15 protein-coding genes and 1 tRNA gene are annotated in these 17,088 nt (G+C 69.1%); 3 read left to right on the plus strand and 13 right to left on the minus strand.

Features of this window, described 5'->3' with window-relative positions; translation table 11 throughout:
* Positions 1-14: 14 nt before the first annotated feature.
* A complete protein-coding gene (locus tag IG04_RS0135830) occupies positions 15-428 on the minus strand; it encodes a hypothetical protein (RefSeq protein ID WP_030481180.1) in 414 nt (137 codons plus the stop codon).
* Between the two features lie 147 nt (positions 429-575).
* Between IG04_RS0135830 and IG04_RS0135835 the strand changes: the two genes are divergently transcribed.
* Positions 576-1,403 carry a hypothetical protein gene (locus IG04_RS0135835; RefSeq protein ID WP_030481181.1) on the plus strand — a complete coding sequence of 276 codons (828 nt, stop codon included), beginning with the start codon at positions 576-578 and terminating at the stop codon, positions 1,401-1,403.
* Here IG04_RS0135835 and IG04_RS0135840 read toward each other — a convergent pair.
* From IG04_RS0135840 to IG04_RS0135855, 4 genes are all read right to left on the minus strand, one after another.
* On the minus strand, positions 1,385-2,026 hold the full coding sequence (locus tag IG04_RS0135840) for a DUF6597 domain-containing transcriptional factor (protein WP_030481182.1): 642 nt from the start codon (positions 2,024-2,026) through the stop codon (positions 1,385-1,387). The two genes, IG04_RS0135835 and IG04_RS0135840, sit on opposite strands and share 19 nt — an antisense overlap.
* 63 nt (positions 2,027-2,089) lie before the next feature.
* Positions 2,090-2,161 (minus strand) — tRNA-Val (locus tag IG04_RS0135845).
* Positions 2,162-2,215: 54 nt separating this feature from the next.
* Complete coding sequence (locus IG04_RS0135850) at positions 2,216-3,595, minus strand: carbohydrate-binding protein (protein WP_030481183.1); 1,380 nt, start codon at positions 3,593-3,595, stop codon at positions 2,216-2,218.
* A gap of 112 nt (positions 3,596-3,707) precedes the next feature.
* A complete protein-coding gene (locus IG04_RS0135855) occupies positions 3,708-5,351 on the minus strand; it encodes a bifunctional 3'-5' exonuclease/DNA polymerase (protein ID WP_030481184.1) in 1,644 nt (547 codons plus the stop codon).
* Positions 5,352-5,529: 178 nt separating this feature from the next.
* Here IG04_RS0135855 and IG04_RS0135860 point away from each other — a divergent pair, with 178 nt between their 5' ends.
* Positions 5,530-7,944 (plus strand): tetratricopeptide repeat protein, encoded by a 2,415-nt coding sequence (locus IG04_RS0135860; protein ID WP_144065547.1) that lies wholly within the window; start codon positions 5,530-5,532, stop codon positions 7,942-7,944.
* Here the strand turns inward: IG04_RS0135860 and IG04_RS0135865 are convergent.
* Both IG04_RS0135865 and pruA read right to left on the minus strand, forming a co-directional pair.
* Positions 7,931-8,854, minus strand: a complete 924-nt coding sequence (locus IG04_RS0135865; protein WP_030481186.1) for a proline dehydrogenase family protein — start codon at positions 8,852-8,854, stop codon at positions 7,931-7,933. The genes IG04_RS0135860 and IG04_RS0135865 overlap by 14 nt on opposite strands.
* An 87-nt stretch (positions 8,855-8,941) precedes the next feature.
* Positions 8,942-10,567 (minus strand): L-glutamate gamma-semialdehyde dehydrogenase, encoded by a 1,626-nt coding sequence (gene pruA, locus IG04_RS0135870; protein WP_030481187.1) that lies wholly within the window; start codon positions 10,565-10,567, stop codon positions 8,942-8,944.
* A 152-nt stretch (positions 10,568-10,719) separates the two neighbouring features.
* Here pruA and IG04_RS0135875 point away from each other — a divergent pair, with 152 nt between their 5' ends.
* A complete protein-coding gene (locus IG04_RS0135875; protein ID WP_030481188.1) occupies positions 10,720-12,246 on the plus strand; it encodes a helix-turn-helix domain-containing protein in 1,527 nt (508 codons plus the stop codon).
* Here IG04_RS0135875 and IG04_RS0135880 read toward each other — a convergent pair.
* Genes IG04_RS0135880 through IG04_RS0135905 form a run of 6 tightly spaced genes read right to left on the minus strand, consistent with a single transcriptional unit; the run spans position 12,228 to position 16,980 of the window.
* Positions 12,228-12,845: a YidC/Oxa1 family membrane protein insertase gene (locus IG04_RS0135880; RefSeq protein ID WP_051771373.1), complete on the minus strand. Its 618-nt coding sequence runs from the start codon at positions 12,843-12,845 to the stop codon at positions 12,228-12,230. The two genes, IG04_RS0135875 and IG04_RS0135880, sit on opposite strands and share 19 nt — an antisense overlap.
* A gap of 38 nt (positions 12,846-12,883) precedes the next feature.
* Entirely contained in the window at positions 12,884-13,168 is a 285-nt protein-coding gene (locus IG04_RS0135885) for a DUF6412 domain-containing protein (RefSeq protein ID WP_051771375.1), read from the minus strand.
* Between the two features lie 28 nt (positions 13,169-13,196).
* Positions 13,197-13,784 (minus strand): nucleoside/nucleotide kinase family protein, encoded by a 588-nt coding sequence (locus IG04_RS0135890; RefSeq protein WP_030481191.1) that lies wholly within the window; start codon positions 13,782-13,784, stop codon positions 13,197-13,199.
* Positions 13,781-14,323, minus strand: a complete 543-nt coding sequence (locus tag IG04_RS0135895) for a ribonuclease FAU-1 family protein (protein WP_030481192.1) — start codon at positions 14,321-14,323, stop codon at positions 13,781-13,783. Before IG04_RS0135895 ends, IG04_RS0135890 begins: the two co-directional genes overlap by 4 nt.
* Positions 14,301-15,566 carry an FAD-dependent oxidoreductase gene (locus IG04_RS0135900; RefSeq protein ID WP_051771377.1) on the minus strand — a complete coding sequence of 422 codons (1,266 nt, stop codon included), beginning with the start codon at positions 15,564-15,566 and terminating at the stop codon, positions 14,301-14,303. The genes IG04_RS0135895 and IG04_RS0135900 overlap by 23 nt, the downstream gene beginning before the upstream one ends.
* A gap of 58 nt (positions 15,567-15,624) precedes the next feature.
* The gene (locus tag IG04_RS0135905; protein ID WP_245816473.1) at positions 15,625-16,980 is read right to left on the minus strand and encodes a GAF domain-containing protein; all 1,356 of its coding nucleotides are present in this window, start codon (positions 16,978-16,980) and stop codon (positions 15,625-15,627) included.
* Positions 16,981-17,088: the final 108 nt, after the last annotated feature.

The raw sequence follows: 17,088 nt of genomic DNA on the forward strand, positions 1-17,088 counted from the left end.
GCTTCAAGATCGTGTCAGCCCTTCATCGCGGTCTGTGCCGCTTCGTCGGTGGCCCGGTACTCGGCGAGGGCCTTCTCGATGTTCTTGATGGTCTGTTCCAGCGCCCTCACGGCCTGATCGTTCGCCCACTGGTAGCCGCCAGGCTCAGCGCCTGCGGTCTTGCGCATGGCGAGAGTCGCGTATCCGCTGAAGGGATCGGGGCCAGGGGCGCCGGAGAGCTTGAGCTTCTCGCTGGACCTCCGCAGCTCCAGCAGCTTCCTGAGAGCCTCTTTGAGGCCGTCGATCATCTTCTGCGCCTGGTCCGGGTCGACGCTGAACTTCGCGACTCCGCCAGCGCCTGCGCCGGGCGCGGCACCCGCGGCTGCGCCGACACCCTTGCCGGCGGCTCCGGCAGCCTTCACGGGTACGAGTGCGTCGAACATCAGCATCCTGGCCAGCTCCCCTCAGAACTCCACACCCCTGTCAGAGGATTTTCGCATAGGACCGGTTCCCGTTGGAGCGGATCGAATCAGCTGATCAGGTCACATGGCCGATTCGTTCAAGACCCCGCACCCTGACCGGCATAGGTTCGGGGCATGATCGAGCAAGCGAGGACCTTCCTCTGGCACAACGCCCGCACGCTGGAACAGCGCTGGTTCGAGCACGCCTTCGACGGCGGAAGGGCCGAGCACGTGGTCCAGGCGGTGCTGGCCTACCGCAACGACGACGGTGGTTACGGGCACGGCCTCGAGCCTGACCACCGCGGGCCCACCAGTCAGCCGCTGCACGCCCTGCGCGCGCTCCAGATGTTCGGCGAGGTCAACGCCCCCGAACAAGCTGAATCGATCCTGGCCTGGCTGGCCGGCACCTGCCCCGACGGGAGTGTCCCGTTCGGCATGTCCACCTCGAAGGACCACCCCAAGGCGCCGTGGGTCGCCGCCGACGACCAGGGCGGACTCCTCCTGACCGCCCAGATCGCCGCCGCCCTCCTCGCACTCGGGGCAACGGACCCGTGGCTCGACAGGGCCATGGAGTACTGCTGGCGGGAGATCGAGAAGCTGGAGAACACCCACCCGTACGAGCTGCGGGCAGCGGTGATGTTCCTGGACGAGGTGCCGGACCGGGCTCGGGCCGAGCTGGCCGCCGAGAGGCTCAGGCACCTCAAGCCGAGCACCGAGGGGTATGCCGAGGGCGAAGGCCTGGACCTGCACATGTACGCGCAGAAGCCCACCAGCCTCGCCCGCGCGTGGTTCACCGACGACGAGTTCGGCAAGGACCTCGACGAACTCCAGAACGGCCAGCAGGACGACGGCGGCTGGACCGTCGGTTTCCCCGCCTTCACCCCGATCGTCGACTTCGAATGGCGTTCCATCGCCACGGTCGACGCACTGCTGACGCTGCGCCGCTACGGCCGGATCAGCTGACCCAGGGGCACGCCGGCCAGCGCACGCACTTCGCGGGCCAGGTGCGCCTGGTCCGCGTAACCCGCCTCAAATGCCACGGCTGAGAACGGCACACCGTTCCATGCCAGCCGCAGCGCCGTGTCGAACCGCAGCACCCGTTGCAGCACCTTGGGCGGATAGCCGAACGCGTCCAGGCACCGCCGCCGCAGCTGACGTGAGCTCAGCCCGATCTCCCACGCGACCGCACCGACGTCACCGGACCGCAGCAACGACGCGGTTGCGGCCAGAGCCGGATCGACGACCACCCGCGAAGCGCAGAACGACACCATGTCGGAGAAGGAGTCGAGCCGGGCCGAGGGAACCAGTTCGGACAGCGGCACCCGCAGATCCCGGACGGCGTGCGCGGGCGCACCGAACACCGACGGGAACGCTCCGGGTGGCAACCGCACCCCGTACAACGTGCCGGGAGCGACCGTGGCGAGCTGAGCCGAAGTGTCCGGACCGGCCACGAACAACGTGCCGGACGCAGGGGTCCATATCAGGTCCGTGCAACCGTCCGGCACTACGCGCTGCACGGTCGGCGATGACACCGTGCGCGTCCAAAGGCAGGCCAGACCCGCAGGAGCGGGACGTTCGGCATACACAGACCGACCGTACCTCGCGACAGCAAGAACGGGCCCGGTCAAGTGACCGGGCCCGTTCTCGTATGGACGATACTGGGATTGAACCAGTGACCCCTACCGTGTCAAGGTAGTGCTCTCCCGCTGAGCTAATCATCCGCGTCTTGCGGATGCCATCTTAGCGGACGAGCTCAGCGGGCCGCGAACCCAGGGTCAGGTTCCGAACTTCACCCAGTTCAAACTGACGTAGGGCGCGGGCTGGCCGCTCGTGAACGTCACGTACACGTCGTGCGTGCCCGAGATGTTCGAGATGTTCGCGGGGATGGTTCTCCACGCGTCCCAGCCACCCGTGTTGCCCACCGCGAACGATCCGACCGGCGTGGCCGTGCGCGACCCGAGCCGCACCTCGATCAGCCCGCTCACGCCGCCTCCGGCTCCGGAGGCCACGCGGGCGTAGAACTGCCGGGCGGGTCCGGTGCCGAAGTTGACGCCGGAGAACTTCACGAAGCCGCCGTTCGCTATCTGGTGTACGCCCGAACCGCCATCACCGGGCGCCACCGAACCGCCGGACCGCTCGGAAGCGTTCTCCGCCTGCAGTTCGCTGTACGCGGAACCCCCACCGCCGGGGTTCGACGTCGTGGTCGTAGTGGTGGTGGTCGGGGTGGTGCCGCCAGCCGAGTAGACGGCCACGTAGTCCACGACCATCGAGTGCCCGGACTGGGTAGCCGCGACAGGGGTCGGCTGGTTGTTGTTCAGCGCGTTCGGGAACGCGCCGCCCATCGCCAGGTTGAGCAGGATGAAGTGGCCCGCATGCGACGTCATCGCGTTCCAGACGTTGACGCCGACACGAGCCTGCGTCACCTGGTGGTAGGCCTGGCCGTCGACGAACCACGTGAACGTCTTCGCGGCGTCGTCCCACTCGAAGCGGTAGGTGTGGAAGGCGGACTGGCAGGACGCGCCGGGGCACGTCCGCGAGTTGCCGATGCCGGTGAACTCGCCGCAGGCACCGCCGGGAGCGACGTCGCAGTGCAGCACACCCCAGACGGAGTTGATGCCGTTGACGTTCTCCATGATGTCGAACTCGCCGATGCCCGGCCAGTTCCAGTAGTTGCCGCGGTACGGCGCGCCGAGGGTCCAGAACGCGGGCCAGTAGCCCAGGGCGGCCTGGCCCGTGACGTTCGGCATCTGGATGCGGCCCTCGATGGCGAGCTTGCCGCCGGCCGCCGGCTTGAAGTTCGAGCGCTGGGTCTCGATGCGCGCCGACGTCCAGTTGCCTCCGCCGTCCTTCAGGGCGGTGATGCGCAGGTTGCCGTTGCCGTCGAGCTTGAGGTTGTTCGTGCTGTTCGTGTAGTTCTGGATCTCGCCGGTGCCCCAGTTGGCAGGTCCGCCGGGGTAACCGTGGCCGGTGTCGATGATCCAGTTGGCGCTCGACGGCAGCGATCCGTTCGAACCGTTGAAGTCGTCACCCCACACCTGCGTCCATCCCGGGGCAGGGGGTGGGATAGCAGCGTTGGCGGACATGGCGACGATCGCCAGGGGTACCGCGGCAATAAGAGCTGTCGTGGCCGCGAAGATGCGGCGGCGTTGCCTCATGCGCGAGTGACCTCCTTGTCACGGGTGCAGTCCATTTATGAGAGCGCTCTCACGGTGTAAGAGCAATCGCCCGTTCGGACCAACGATCCGGGACGAACCGTCTCGTTCGGACTTATTTCGCGTCGGCGTAGCAGGTCACGGGCACCGCGTTCATCGGGAAGCGCACCGATGTCTCACCGAACAGCAGCCGGGTCGCCTCGCGCCCGGCTGCGGCGATCGCCTCGACCACGGCGTCGGCATCGGCGCGCGGGCAGTGCACCAGCACCTCGTCGTGCTGGAAGAACACCAGGTGCGCGTCGGCGGGAAGTCTGGTGCGCAGCACGCCCAGCAACGCCGCCGTCCAGTCCGCCGCGCTGCCCTGCACCACGAAGTTCCGGGTGAACCGCCCCCAGTTGCGTGCCGCCTGCCGCGACGAGCTCGACGACTCCCCGGACTCGTCGGCGCCTCCGGTCAGCTCCTGCCACGCCGCGGACGGCGTCGGCGACGTGCGGCCCAGCCGCGTGCGCACCATCCGGCCCTGCTCGCCGGCCCTGGCGGCGTCCTCCACGTACCCGACCGCGACCGGGAACCTCTTGCGCAGCACGGCGAGCAGCGGCCCGGCCTCACCGGAGGTGCCGCCGTACATCGCCGACAACATCGCGATCTTCGCCCGCGGCCGCTCGCCCTTGAACGAGTCCTCCGCCAGTGCGGCATAGAGGTCGTCGTCACCGCAGACCTCGGTCAGCCGCGGATCCCCTGACAGGGCAGCGAGAATCCGCGGTTCGAGCTGCGACGCGTCCGCAGCGACGAGGCACCAGCCGTCGTCGGCGATCACCGCCTGCCGCATCAGCCGCGGGATCTGCAACGCGGCTCCGCCTCGCGACGCCCAGCGTCCGGTGACGACGCCACCCACGACGTAGTCCGGCCGGAACCGCCCGTCCTCGACCCACGTGTCGAGCCACGACCAGCCGTGCGCCACCCACAGCCGGGCGCGCTCTTTGTAGTCCAGCAACGGTTTCACCGCGGGGTGGTCGACCTTCTTCAACACCCACCGCCGCGCGGACGGCACCTCGATGCCGGCGCGCGCGAACGCCTTGACGATGCTGGCCGGTGCGTCCGGGTTCATCTCCCGGCCGCCGAACGCCTCCTGGATCTGATCTGCCAGGTCCTGCAACAACTTCGGCCGCCGGCCGGATGCCGGACGAGGCCCGAGGACCTCCTCCAGCAACCTGTTGTGCACGTCCTCCCGCCACGGCAACCCGTGGTGCGTCATCTCCGCGGCCACCAGCGCCGACGCCGACTCCGCCGCGATCAGCAGCCCCAGCGCCGGGTTCCGTTGCTGTGAGCGGAAAACCAGCGACAAAGCAGCCAACGGGTCGGTGTCGCCCGGCAGCACCACCGGCTCCGGCCCGAACAACGTCAGCGCGTCGTCCTTCTTGGCCGGCCCGGCGTCGGCCGGAGCGGGCAGCCCGAGCACCCGCGCCAACGCCCCCGCGAGCTCCTTCGGCTCACGGTGCCGGCCCTCCGCGCCGAGCAGCAACGCCTCGGTCAGGTGCAGGTCCCAGCACCGGTCGACGCGCACCCCGGCGGCGAGCAGCACCGGGTAGACCTCGGACGTGTCCGCCCAGACCCAGCGCGGTCTGTGGGCGCGCTCCAGCGACGCGACGGCGGCGGCCGGCGACGAAGCCGTCATCGCGGGACCTGCCGGAGTCCCGTCGTCGAGCAGCTTCTGCCACCGGCCGGCGCCGTCAGCGTCGATGACGAGGGCGACCAGCACATCCCGGATTGTGCCGGGGAGGTCTGACAATTTCAGTCCAGAGTGAAACTGGTGCCATCGCAGGTAGCTGTTGGACCTTCTCCAAGCCAGTAGACATTGGGGTGAAGGAAAAACGGGAAAAGGCCACGATGGTGTGGTCTTGCTACCCCTGGGCTGACCAGCGACCGACTATGAAACGGTGGACCGAGCACTCAGCGTTGCCGCATTGCTGGATCCCACCCAGCAGGTGGTCCCCTTTCACGGCAGAGAATCCGAGCTGCACACACTCACGCTCTGGCGCGACAGCCCCGCGCCACAGGCGTCCCTGCTGCTGCACGCCCAGGCGGGCGCGGGCAAGAGCAGGCTGCTCCAGCAGTTCCAGGAGGAGTGCTGGGACGATGCCGCGCACGGCAGGCTGCTGGTGATCGACGACGCCGACCGGCTCCGCTGGCAGGACGTCTTCCTGCTGCTGCAGGACACGCTGCGGCACGGGCCGGCGCGCACGCGGGTGCTGCTGGCGGCGAGGACCACGGGCTGGTGGTGGTCGTCCACCCGCCAGCGGATCGCGGACTTCGACCACGAGGTCATGGCCGTCGAACTCGCCGCGACGCTCGAAGACCGCGAGGAGTCGTTCACGCTCGCCTGCCAGCACTTCGCCAAGCAGCTCGACGTCACGGCCCCGGACGAGCCGCCGCCGAACATCGCCCAGGAGACGGTCCTCGACCTGCACATGGCCGCGCTGACCGTGGTGCACGGCGATCCGTGCGACGTGAACCGCACCCAGCTCGTCCGGCAGCTTCTCAAGCGCGACGCCGGCCGCAAGACCGGCCGCATCGCCGAGGACTACCTGGCGGTCGCCACCCCCGACACCCCGGACCCGGACCTGCTGGCGCGCGCCGCGCACAGATGGCCGGCGCTGAGTCCCAGGCTCGACGAGCTCGTCACGGGGAACCCGAAGATCGTGCGCGACATGGCCCGCGACAGCCTCCGCATCGCCGCGGAGATCGGGTCCACCGCCACCGTGGAGACCATCGCCCGGCAGGTCTTCCGCGACGAGCGGTTCGCCACCGACGCGATCCCGTCGATCCTCACCCGCCGCCTGCTCGAGCGCGCCGACGACCTCCTCGAACGCGCCGAGATGTACGGGATGCTGAGCGCCCGCACGATGTTGTGCGGCCTGCGCCAGGAGTCCGTCGAGGCCTCCCAGGCCGAGGTCGGGTGCTACCGCGAGCTCGCGGCACGGGACCGGGAGAACCGGCCGCTGCTCGCGGACGCGCTGGGCGACCTGGGACTCAGGCTGATCAACGCCCAGCGCAACGACGAGGTGCTCGCCGTCTCCGAGGAGGCGATCGACCTCTGGCGCGAGATCGCGGAGGACGACCCGGAGACCATTCCGCACCTCGCGGCGGCCCTGGAGCAGATCAGCTACCGCTATCAGGCCCTCGGCCTCGACGAGGACGCGATGACCGCCATCAGCCGCGCCACCCTGCTCTTCCAGGAGCTCGCGAAGAACCACCCGGCGCTCTTCCGCGCCGACTTCGCCAGGGTCGCCGCCGTGATGGCCCGCCGCTTCCACGTCGAGGGCAACAGGCAGCACGCGGCCGACTCGATGCAGCTCTCCATCGCGAACTGGAGGGTGGTCGCGCAGGAGGACCCGCGCTTCGAACCCGAGCTCGCCCGCAACCTCGTCACGGCCGGTGCCATGTTCGTCGACCTGGACAGGGCCGAGGCCGCGAACGAGACGTTGAAGGAGGCAGTGGACCTGTTCCGCCGTCTCGCCCTCGCCCACCCCGATACGTTCCGCACCGAACTCGCCGACGCGCTGACGCGGCGCAGCCAGGCGTTGCTGGAGCTGGCCGGCGACATCGACGCCGCGCTCACCGCACGGGAAGCGGTCATGCTCTGGCGCGAGACGGGGGACCGCAAGGGCCTGGGCGCCGCCCTGCTCAACGTCGCCAAGGTCGTGGGTGACGTCGGCGCGGCCGAGGAGGCCGTCGAGGTGTACCGGGAACTGGTTGCCGAGGACCTCGTCCGGAACCAGGCGGACCTCGTGATCGCCCTTGCGACGCTGGTCGAGCAGCAGCTCCTGCTCGGCCAGGACGGTCAGGCGATGATCACGGCCGACGAGTGCCTCGACGCCTGCCACCGCCTGCCGTCACAGCTCATCGAGTTCTTCGGCGCGAAACTCGCGCCACCGCTGCAGAACACGGCCCGCGCACTGTCCGAATCGGACCACCACGTCCGCGCGGTGGGGATGTCCGAGTTCACGGTCGAGATCTGCCGGGCGCTGCGAGCGAGGACGGCGCCCACCGTCTACCTCTCGGCCCTGCAGCGGCACGTGTGCAGACTCCGTGCCGCGGAACGGAAGGAAGAGGCACGCAACACCGCGCACATCGCGGTCGTGCTGTGGCACATGGCCGGCCTCGACCTCGACGTGCACGCCGACTACGCCGATGCGCTGACGATCTACGGCCGGCTCTGCGCCGAGACGAGGTACGGGACGGAGAAAGCACTCCGGCTCACCCGCCGCGCGGTCGAGATCCTCCGCGGGGCAGGCGAGCCGGTGAAGTTGCAGTTCGCCCTCGAAACAGTCGAGGAGCTCAGCTCTTGGTGAGCAGCGACCTCGCGAAGAACGCCACGTTGGCCGGACGCTCCGCGAGACGGCGCATGAAGTAGCCGTACCACTCGTCGCCGTACGGCAGGTACACGCGCATGCGGTTGCCCTCGGCGGCGATGCGGCGCTGCTCCTCGGGCCGGATGCCGTACAGCATCTGGAACTCGTAGGTGTCCTTCGAGCGCGCGGACGCCAGGTCGGCGGCGATCGCGATCAGGCGCGGGTCGTGCGAGGCCACCATCGGGTAGCCGTCGCCCTCCATGAGGATCTTCAGGCACCGCACGTACGACAGGTCGACGTCGTGCTTGTCCTGGTACGCAACGGAAGCAGGCTCCTGGTACGCACCCTTGCACAGGCGTACGCGCGAACCGGCGTACGCCAGGTCGCGGCAGTCCTGCTCGGTGCGCTTCAGGTAAGCCTGCAGCACCGCGCCGACCCACGGGAAGTCGATCCGCAGCTCACGCAGGATGCCCAGCGTGGAGTCCGTGGTGGTGTGGTCTTCCATGTCCAGCGTCACGGTCGTGCCGACGACGGCGGCAGCCGTGCAGATGCGCCGCGCGTTCTCCAGTGCGATCTTCTCGCCGTCGATCGCCAGCGACTGGCCGACGGCCGACAGCTTGACCGACACCTCGGCGCCCCGCGTGAGTCCCTGCGACTCCAGCTTCGACAGCAGCGTCAGGTACGCCTCGACGGTGGCGTTGGCCTGCGACTCCTCGAAGGTGTCCTCACCGAGGTGGTCGAGCGTGACCAGACGACCGTCGCCGAGCACCTCGGCGGTCGCGCGGATCGCGGAGGAGACGTCGGCACCGGCGACGAACCGCTCGACGACGGGCCGGGTCAGCGGCGTCGACTCGACGAGCTTGCGGGCACCCGCGCTGCGGGACGCCAGAAGAAGGCTGGAGCGCAACATGGTTCACGTCCTCAGGGTGTGAAAGGTGAGGGGAACGTCCAAGCGCTTGTGGCGCAAGGACGTTCCCCTCACTCAGGAGGGCCGGATCTAGCCCTGGTGCGGGTGGAGGTGGTTGGTGGGCGCCGCGAAGGTCTCCTTGATGGAGCGCGGGCTGACCCAGCGGAGCAGGTTGTGGACCGACCCCGCCTTGTCGTTCGTGCCGGACGCGCGACCGCCGCCGAACGGCTGCTGGCCCACGACGGCACCGGTGGGCTTGTCGTTGACGTAGAAGTTGCCGGCGGCGAACCGCAGCTCTTCCTGCGCGTGCGCCACGGCGGCGCGGTCACGGGAGATGATCGAGCCGGTCAGGCCGTAGGGCGCCGCGCTCTCCATCTGCTTGAGCACGGTCAGGTAGTCCGCGTCCTCGAACACGTGGATCGCGAGCACCGGGCCGAAGAACTCGGTGGTGAACACGGAGTTCGCAGGGTCGGAGCCGACGAGCACGGTCGGCCGCACGAAGAAGCCGTCGCTGTCGTCCGCGGTGCCACCGGCGGCGATCTCCAGCGAGGAGTCGGCGCGAGCGGCCTGCAGCACGCCCGACAGCTTGTCGAACGAGCGGCGGTCGATCACCGCACCACCGAAGTTGGAGAAGTCGGTGACGTCGCCGTAGGTCAGCGCGTCGACCTCGGCCAGGAACTGGTCCTTGATCTTGTTCCACACCGAGCGCGGCACGTAGGCACGCGACGCGGCGGAGCACTTCTGGCCCTGGTACTCGAAAGCACCGCGGATCAGGGCGACGCGCAGCACGTCCGGGTCGGCCGACGGGTGCGCCAGGATGAAGTCCTTGCCGCCGGTCTCGCCGACGATGCGCGGGTACGAGCGGTAGTTCGCGATGTTCGAACCGACCTGCGCCCACAGCCTCTGGAACGTCGGGGTGGAGCCGGTGAAGTGGATGCCCGCGAGGTCGGGGGAGCTCAGCGCCACCTCGGACACCGCGAGGCCGTCACCGGGCAGCAGGTTGATGACACCGGGCGGCATGCCCGCCTCTTCCAGCAGCCGCATGGTGAGGTGCGCGGCGAACGACTGGGTGGGCGACGGCTTCCACAGCACCACGTTGCCCATCAGCGCGGGCGCGGTCGGCAGGTTGCCGGCGATCGCGGTGAAGTTGAACGGCGTGATCGCGTAGACGAAACCTTCGAGCGGACGGTGGTCCGTGCGGTTCCACACACCGGGGGAGGAGATCGGCTGCTCGGCCAGCAGGTTGCGGGCGAACTGCACGTTGAAGCGCCAGAAGTCGATCAGCTCGCACGCCGCGTCGATCTCCGCCTGGATCGCGGTCTTCGACTGGCCGAGCATCGTCGCGGCGTTCAGCGTCTGACGCCACGGGCCGGCCAGCAGGTCGGCGGCGCGCAGGATGATCGCCGCGCGGTCGTCGAACGACATCGCGCGCCACGCCGGAGCGGCCTCGCGGGCCGCACGCAGGGCATCGGTGGTGTCCTGCTGCGTCGCGCCGGCGAGGGTGCCGAGGACCGAGCGGTGGTTGTGCGGCTGGACGACGTCGACACGCTCACCGCCACCCATGCGCTGCTCGCCACCGATGGTCAGCGTCAGATCGAGCGGCTCCTTCTGCAGCTCGACCAGCTTGGCCTGCAGCTCAGCGCGCTCCGGGGTACCGGGGGCGTACTGCAGGACCGGCTCGTTGACCGGGGCGGGAACCTGGGTGACCGCGTCCACTCGCAACTCCTCCTGCGCAGCAGCAACCCAAATCATGGGCGCCGTGCGTCTCGTGCCGCCGACCTTTTATGGCAGCGCTTGTTCGGTACGCAAACCGTAAGTCCGGGCAGGTCACTGCCCGTTGTGCGACAGGCCAAGATTCACCGTCTCGGATGTACGATCGAACAGTGTCGAGCCTCCGCCACATTCTCATCGCGCTGGGCGATCCGCTCGTCGAACTGCAGGTCGCCCCCAACGGCCTGGAGGTGGACGTGCGCGATGTCGTGATCATGGATCCGGACGATCCGCCAGACGTGGCCCAAGGCGACCTGGCCCTGCTGATCGGTGCGCGCGGCCGGGCCGCATTGCCGCTGATCAGGGCCGCAGGGCGGGCGAAGGTCGCGGCCGTCGCGGTCAAGGAGTCGTCGCAGACGCTCGAACAAGCGGCCAGAGACGCGGGCGTGGCGTTGCTCGAAGTCCGCCCGGAGGTCCGCTGGGGTCACCTGGAGTCGCTCGCCAAGGGCGTTCTCACGACCACGACCGACGACGGCGAGGTCCTCGGCGACCTGTTCGCGCTTGCGCAAACGATTGCCACCCTGACCGGCGGCATCGTCAGCATCGAGGACACCGCGAGCCGCGTGCTCGCCTACTCCCGCTCGTCCGACGAGGTCGACGAGCTGCGCAGGCTGTCGATCCTGGGCCGCCAGGGCCCCGAGCCGTACCTGAAGATGCTCCGCGAGTGGGGCGTTTACAACCTGCTCCGGTCGTCCGAAGAGGTCGTCCGCATCGACGAACGCCCGGAACTCGGCATCCGAAGGCGCATCGCCGTGGGCATCCACGCCGGCCGCCAGCCACTCGGCGCGATCTGGGTGCAGGAGGGCGACCAGCCGCTGACCGAGCAGGCCGAACGAGCCCTGCTCGGTGCCGCCCGCGTCACGGCCCCGCACCTGATCCAGCAGCGCAACCAGCCGACGTCGAGGTTCCGCGAGAACCTCCTCGCCGCCCTGCTCACCGGCCGCATGGACGCCGCCACCGTCGCCGGCCAGATCGGCGCCGACCCGAAGAAACCCGCCGCCGTCGTGGTGTTCGCGGTCCGCAGCGCCGAGGGCGACCGCAGCGAACACGAACTCCGCCGCGCCGAGATGACCGGCCTGATCTCCGTGCACGCGGCGGCGTACCGGCGCAGCGCGCTGGTCAGCGAGTCCGGCGGCCGCACCTACGTGCTGTTGCCGGACCTCGCCCCGAACGCCCAGCTCCTGAGCCTGACCAGGGAGATCGTCACCACCGCACGCCGCCACCTGCACACGGCGGTCCAGGCGGCGGTCGGTTCGACGGTGTCCACACTGGACGACGCGCAGGTCTCCCGCCAGGAGGCCGAACGCGTGCTGGACGCGATGGCCCGCGACCTCGACGCCGAGGTGGCGACACTCGCCGACGTCCGCTCCCAGGTCCTGGTGAGCGAGATCCTGGCTCTGCTCCAGGACAACCCACGCATCAGGGACCCGAGGATCGACGCACTGGACGCGGAGCTCGCGAAGTCGTTGCTGGCCTACCTCGACGCGCTGGGTGACGTGCGCGCCGCGGCGGACCGGCTGCACGTCCACCCGAACACGTTGAGGTACCGGCTCAAGCGGATCGACCTCGATCTGGACGACCCGCTCGTCCGGCTCGTCGCCCAGCTTCAGCTCAGGATGCGGTAGAGCAGCGCCCGTTCCGCGATCGTCCATGTCGTCGTGGTGAGCAGGTACAACCCGGCGGCCAAAGGCAGGTACGCGGCCACCAGGATCGTCCCGAACGGCAGCACCTTGACCAGCCCGGTCATGAACCCCGGGGTGGGCGTGGTGGTCATCCGCGACTGCTGCCACTTCACGGTCACATAGGCGACCACGGCCAGCAGCCCGAACAGCACGAAGAACACCCACGCGAAGCCGGTCGTGAAGTGCGTGCCGAGCGAGATGCCGAACAACGTGCCGTCCAGCAACGGGTTCGGCGTCGTGACCACCTGATAGATGACCATGAAGAACGGGATCGTCGCGAGCATCGGCAGCATGCCCGCGAACATCGACACGCCATTGCGCTTGTAGACCTTCTGCGACTCCTCGGAGAACCGCATCAGGTCCTTGCCGTACTTCTTCTGCAGCTTCTGGATCTCGGGTGCGAGCTTGGCCTTGGCCTTCTCCCCGCGCACGGCCGCGCGGTAGAAGGGGTGCAGCGCGAGCCGCACGACGACAGTGAACAGGACGATGGCGAGCGCGGGCATGCCGAAGCTCGCCAGGGCAGCGCCCAGGTCAGCGAACAAGGGTGGATTCTCCGTATCGAGTTAGGGGCCAGGACGTGTCAGAACGTCCGGCATCCCGGTGCTCGAGGACGGGACTTGCCTGCGGAGTCAGGATTGCGCAGCCGCAGTTGTGCTGTGCGCTGGGCTCGTTCGCGGATCGAGAGCGATCGCGCCGGTGCCACCGACAGCGGCACCAGCGCGACGACCACGATCAACGTGAGGGCGAGCGCGGTCACGGCCGCGACGACCTCCATCGGCGACGAGAACAACGTGAAGGCGTAGAGGGCAGGCAGGAAGACCGCGAGCGTCAACAGCGCTCGCTGCCTGGTCTCCAGCCGCCACATGCCTCGCAGACTACCTTGCCCTCGCGGTTCACGACTCGACCAGGCCCGGCCGTTCAGGGTGGTCGTAGCGCACGAAGAGGTCGGCCACCGGGTCGTAGTCGTCGAACGCCGGCAGGGTCCACTCCTCGGCTGTCTTGCGTTTCAAAGCGCCGGGGGAGAGCCACAGGTGCACGGTGAGCTCGGCCGGCAGCCACCGGTCGAGCATCAGGGTGCCGTCCACGAGCACGACCCCGTTCTCCGGCACGTCGACGTACTCGGCGCGGCTGGCGCGGTCCGTGGCGGCGTTCCACAACGACGGCAGCACCTTGCCGTCCATCGCCGGGTCGAGGACCTCGCGCTGCAGGCCGCCGAAGTCGAACCAGTCGTGCCGGTACGAGTACGAGTCGGTGCGGCCGTGTTCCAGTCGCACCGAGGCCGGTCGCAGGAAGTCCTCAGTGGACACGCGTTGCACCGGGCGGCCCAAGGCGCGCAACGGTTCCACGACGGCGTCCGCGAGCTTGCCCGGTTCGGCCGCGGGCGCGCCGTCGATCAGGACGCGCACCCGGCCTGGCAGTGCTTCGACGCGGGAGACGATCTCGGCGACGAGCGTGTCGAACGTGAGCGGCCGTACCTTCACGGGTGCCAGTCCGCCCAGGCCGTGTCCCACCAGATCTCGCCGGACGCCAGCATCTTCTCGATCTTGAGCCCCTCGGCCCTGATCGCTTCGGCCTCGTCGGCGGAGTACTTGCCGGAGGCGACCTGCTCCTCGAACTCGTCGAGGTCGCGCTGTGCCCAGGTGCCGTCCGGCGCCAGCGTGTAGTCCAGCGCGTGGTCGAGGGTCTCGAACCCGTCCTCGACGCGGCGGTAGGGCGCCTGCAGGTTCAGGTAGTAGTTGCCGAACACCCGGCCCTCGCCCTTCCAGAACAGGTCGACCGAGTAGGCGTCCTGCGGGCGGTGCAGCATGAGCTTGCCGTGACCGCGCCAGAAGCCGCGTTCGGGCTTGTCCCACGGGTGCGGGTGGTGGTGGTCGGGGTAGGTCAGCCGGGTGCCCGGCTCGACGAACACCGCGAGCAGTCCCGGCTCGTCGACGACCACTCTCGTCGGCATCTCCGACCAGACCTTGCCGTGCAGCACCTCACGCCGCACCACGACCTCACCGGGCGTGAACAACCTCATGGTCAGAACTTACGTGATCACGCTCCGCCGCGTCCTCGGCGAGCATCTTCCGCTTGAGCACGGGCACGGCGTTGGTCACGCGCAGGAACGTCCGCGAGAACGCCGCCGCGACCCGTCCGATCACGGGCTTGTGGATCAGGCTGTTGCCGTCCATCATCTCGCGCGACGCCTCCACGGCATGGAACCCGTACTCGATCATCTCCTGCTCGTACTCGCCGATCGCCTGCACGGCGTTCTCGCCCTCGGTGAGCTTGCGGCACAACAGTTCCGCGTCCCGCAGCGCCGTGTTGGCGCCGATGCCGCGGCCGGGCGTCATGAGGTGCACCGAGTCGCCGATCATCGTGACGTTGCTCGGCTGCCACGGCGGTGGCCGTTCGGACGTGCGGACCCTGATCTGGAACACGGTCTCCGGTGTGGCCAGCGCGAACAGCTTGCGCAGGTGCGGGTGGAACTTCGGGGTCAGGTTCAGCACGACCTGCTTGAGCTCGGCCTGGCTCATGTCCTTCATGTCCGGGAACTTGTCGTGCGAGGCCGCGTAGCCCCACATGATGTAGTCGTCCTCGACACCGATGCCGTCGAAGCGCATCACGTGGATGATCACGAACTCGCCGTGCGGCCCGAACAGCAACGTGATGCCGCCGTCGGCCAGCGGTGGCAGCAGCCTGGCGTTCTCGTCGGTCAGCGGCAGCTTGCCCGCGACCGACGTGATGCCGGTGTCGACCACCTTGGCGTCCGGCAGGTACTGCCTGCGCACCCTGGACTGCGCGCCGTCCGCGCCGACCAGCACGTCACCGGTCTCGGACGTGCCGTCGTCGAAGAACGCGGTGACGGTGCCGTCGTCGTTCTGGGTGAAGTGCGTGAACGTCCTGTCGAACCGGACGACGTCGTCCAGGCCGCCGAGCAACGCCGTGCGCATCGCGATCCGGCTGACCGACTTCTCGCTGCGGCTGTCGTCGCGGTCCGTCGCGATGTCGCCGACCAGCAGTTCCCTGTACTTCTCGGTGCGCATCGCTATCCGCCGCGGCGGCCGGGCGGTGGTGCGGACGAACTCGGCGAACACGTCCGGTGGCAGACAGCTGTGCAGCGCCTTGCTGCCGTCCGGGCTGATCCCGACCCGGTAACCGATCAACATGCTGCGCGGCGTGCGGTCGCGTTCGAACAGCGCGACGTCCACGCCGGCCTTCTTCAGCCCGTGCGCCAGGCACAGGCCACCGGTCCCCGCTCCGATGATGAGTACGCGCATGACAATCCCCCTTGCCAAGTCTCTTAGCAAGGAAGATATTCAGTTTGCGAGAGTCTTGTCAATCGTCCTGACTGAGTCTCCGGAGGCGCGCGGTGGCGATGGCGAGCCTGACGTCGTCCGGCGGCAACAGCTTGACCAGCTGTTCCAGCGCCTCGACGTCGTGTTCGCCCGAGTCGGTCTGGGTGAACGTCCACAGCGCGTTCGCGTCGCCGCGCTGCAGGACCGCCTTGCGCACCCCGGTCGCCAGGTCGTCCCGCTCGGCCAGCACGACGGGTGCCTCGGAGCGGCGCAGCAGCGAGCCGCGGTACCTGCTCACGGCCAGCGGCACGTCAGCGGCCCTGAGGGCGGCCCGCACCGCCAGGAAGTCGGTCTCGACGTCGGCGGTGAGGCGGTACGGCCTGGTCGCGAGGACGTCCGGGCCCAGCTGGGCGCGCAGCCGGTGCAGCTCGGCGCGCACGGTCGTGGGGTTGCCGCGCTCGCCGTAGAGGCGCAACGCGAGCTGGTCGGCCGTCAGCCTGCCCTGCAACGTCAGCGCCGCCAGGATCTCCGCGTGCCGCAACGAGATCGGCACCTCGCGGCCGTCCAGCACGACCTTGGGCTCCGGCAGCAGGAACGACAGCGACAGCACGCTGCGCCGCACGTGCCGTTGCCGGGGAATGCGCAGCAGATAGCCGTGGGCGAGCGGCTCCAGCACCGCCTCGCGGCCGTCCGGGAGCTCGACCCGGTCCGCGGAGACGTCGACGCGCGAGGGCAGCAGTCCGTACGGCTCGACGGCCACGACCCGGCCGGTCGGGCTGAGCAACGCGCCGGGCTCGCCGCGCAACGCGATCAGGTGGCGCATGTTGCGCGCCCGCAGTTCCTCGTCCTGCGCGTGCATCCGGGCGAGCATCTCCGACTCGGCGAGGCGGGACGACGCCGAGACCAGCGCCACCATCGAGGGATGGACTGTCTCGATCGGGCCGCTGAGGTCGACGACCCCGATCGTGGTGCCCGTGTCGGGGTCGTGGATCGGGCTCGCCGCGCAGGTCCAGTGGTGGTAGGTCCGCACCAGGTGCTCGGCCGAGTGGACCGTGACGGGGGAGTTCACCGCCAGCGCCGTGCCCATCCCGTTCGTCCCCGCCGCACCCTCCGACCAGAGCGTTCCCTCTGCCAGGCCGACGTCCTCGGCACTGCCGCGGGTGTCTTTGGCCCCCTCGCACCACAGGACGTGGCCCTGGGCGTCCGCGACGATCATGATGTGCTTCGCCTCTTCCGCGAAGCCCAGCAACGTCTCGCGCAGCAGCGGCAGCGTCGGGTACAGCGGATGCCGTTTGCGCAGGTCGGAAAGCTCGTCTGCGGCGAACACGGTCGGCGCGGTGTGCAGGTCGGGATCGACGTTGGCGGCGAGTGACCGTTGCCACGACGCGGAAATCACTGAGCGTGGCAAATCAACCGTGTGAGTCCCACTCAGCACGGCATCTCTGACTCGACTCAGCAACAGTGCGTGTTGCCCGGGTTCGTGGCTCACTGATCCATCCACGGC

Source organism: Lentzea albidocapillata, from assembly GCF_000719115.1.
In the GTDB taxonomy this organism is placed as follows: Bacteria; Actinomycetota; Actinomycetes; order Mycobacteriales; family Pseudonocardiaceae; genus Lentzea; species Lentzea albidocapillata.

Bases quoted from the DNA above. Each gene is read 5' to 3' on its own strand.
- IG04_RS0135835 (WP_030481181.1), top strand. From the start codon at position 576: ATGATCGAGCAAGCGAGGACCTTCCTCTGGCACAACGCCCGCACGCTG.
- IG04_RS0135875 (WP_030481188.1), top strand. From the start codon at position 10,720: ATGTACGATCGAACAGTGTCGAGCCTCCGCCACATTCTCATCGCGCTG.
- IG04_RS0135895 (WP_030481192.1), bottom strand. From the start codon at position 14,323: ATGAGGTTGTTCACGCCCGGTGAGGTCGTGGTGCGGCGTGAGGTGCTG.
- IG04_RS0135885 (WP_051771375.1), bottom strand. From the start codon at position 13,168: ATGTGGCGGCTGGAGACCAGGCAGCGAGCGCTGTTGACGCTCGCGGTC.
- IG04_RS0135830 (WP_030481180.1), bottom strand. From the start codon at position 428: ATGCTGATGTTCGACGCACTCGTACCCGTGAAGGCTGCCGGAGCCGCC.
- IG04_RS0135850 (WP_030481183.1), bottom strand. From the start codon at position 3,595: ATGAGGCAACGCCGCCGCATCTTCGCGGCCACGACAGCTCTTATTGCC.
- IG04_RS0135865 (WP_030481186.1), bottom strand. From the start codon at position 8,854: ATGTTGCGCTCCAGCCTTCTTCTGGCGTCCCGCAGCGCGGGTGCCCGC.
- IG04_RS0135900 (WP_051771377.1), bottom strand. From the start codon at position 15,566: ATGCGCGTACTCATCATCGGAGCGGGGACCGGTGGCCTGTGCCTGGCG.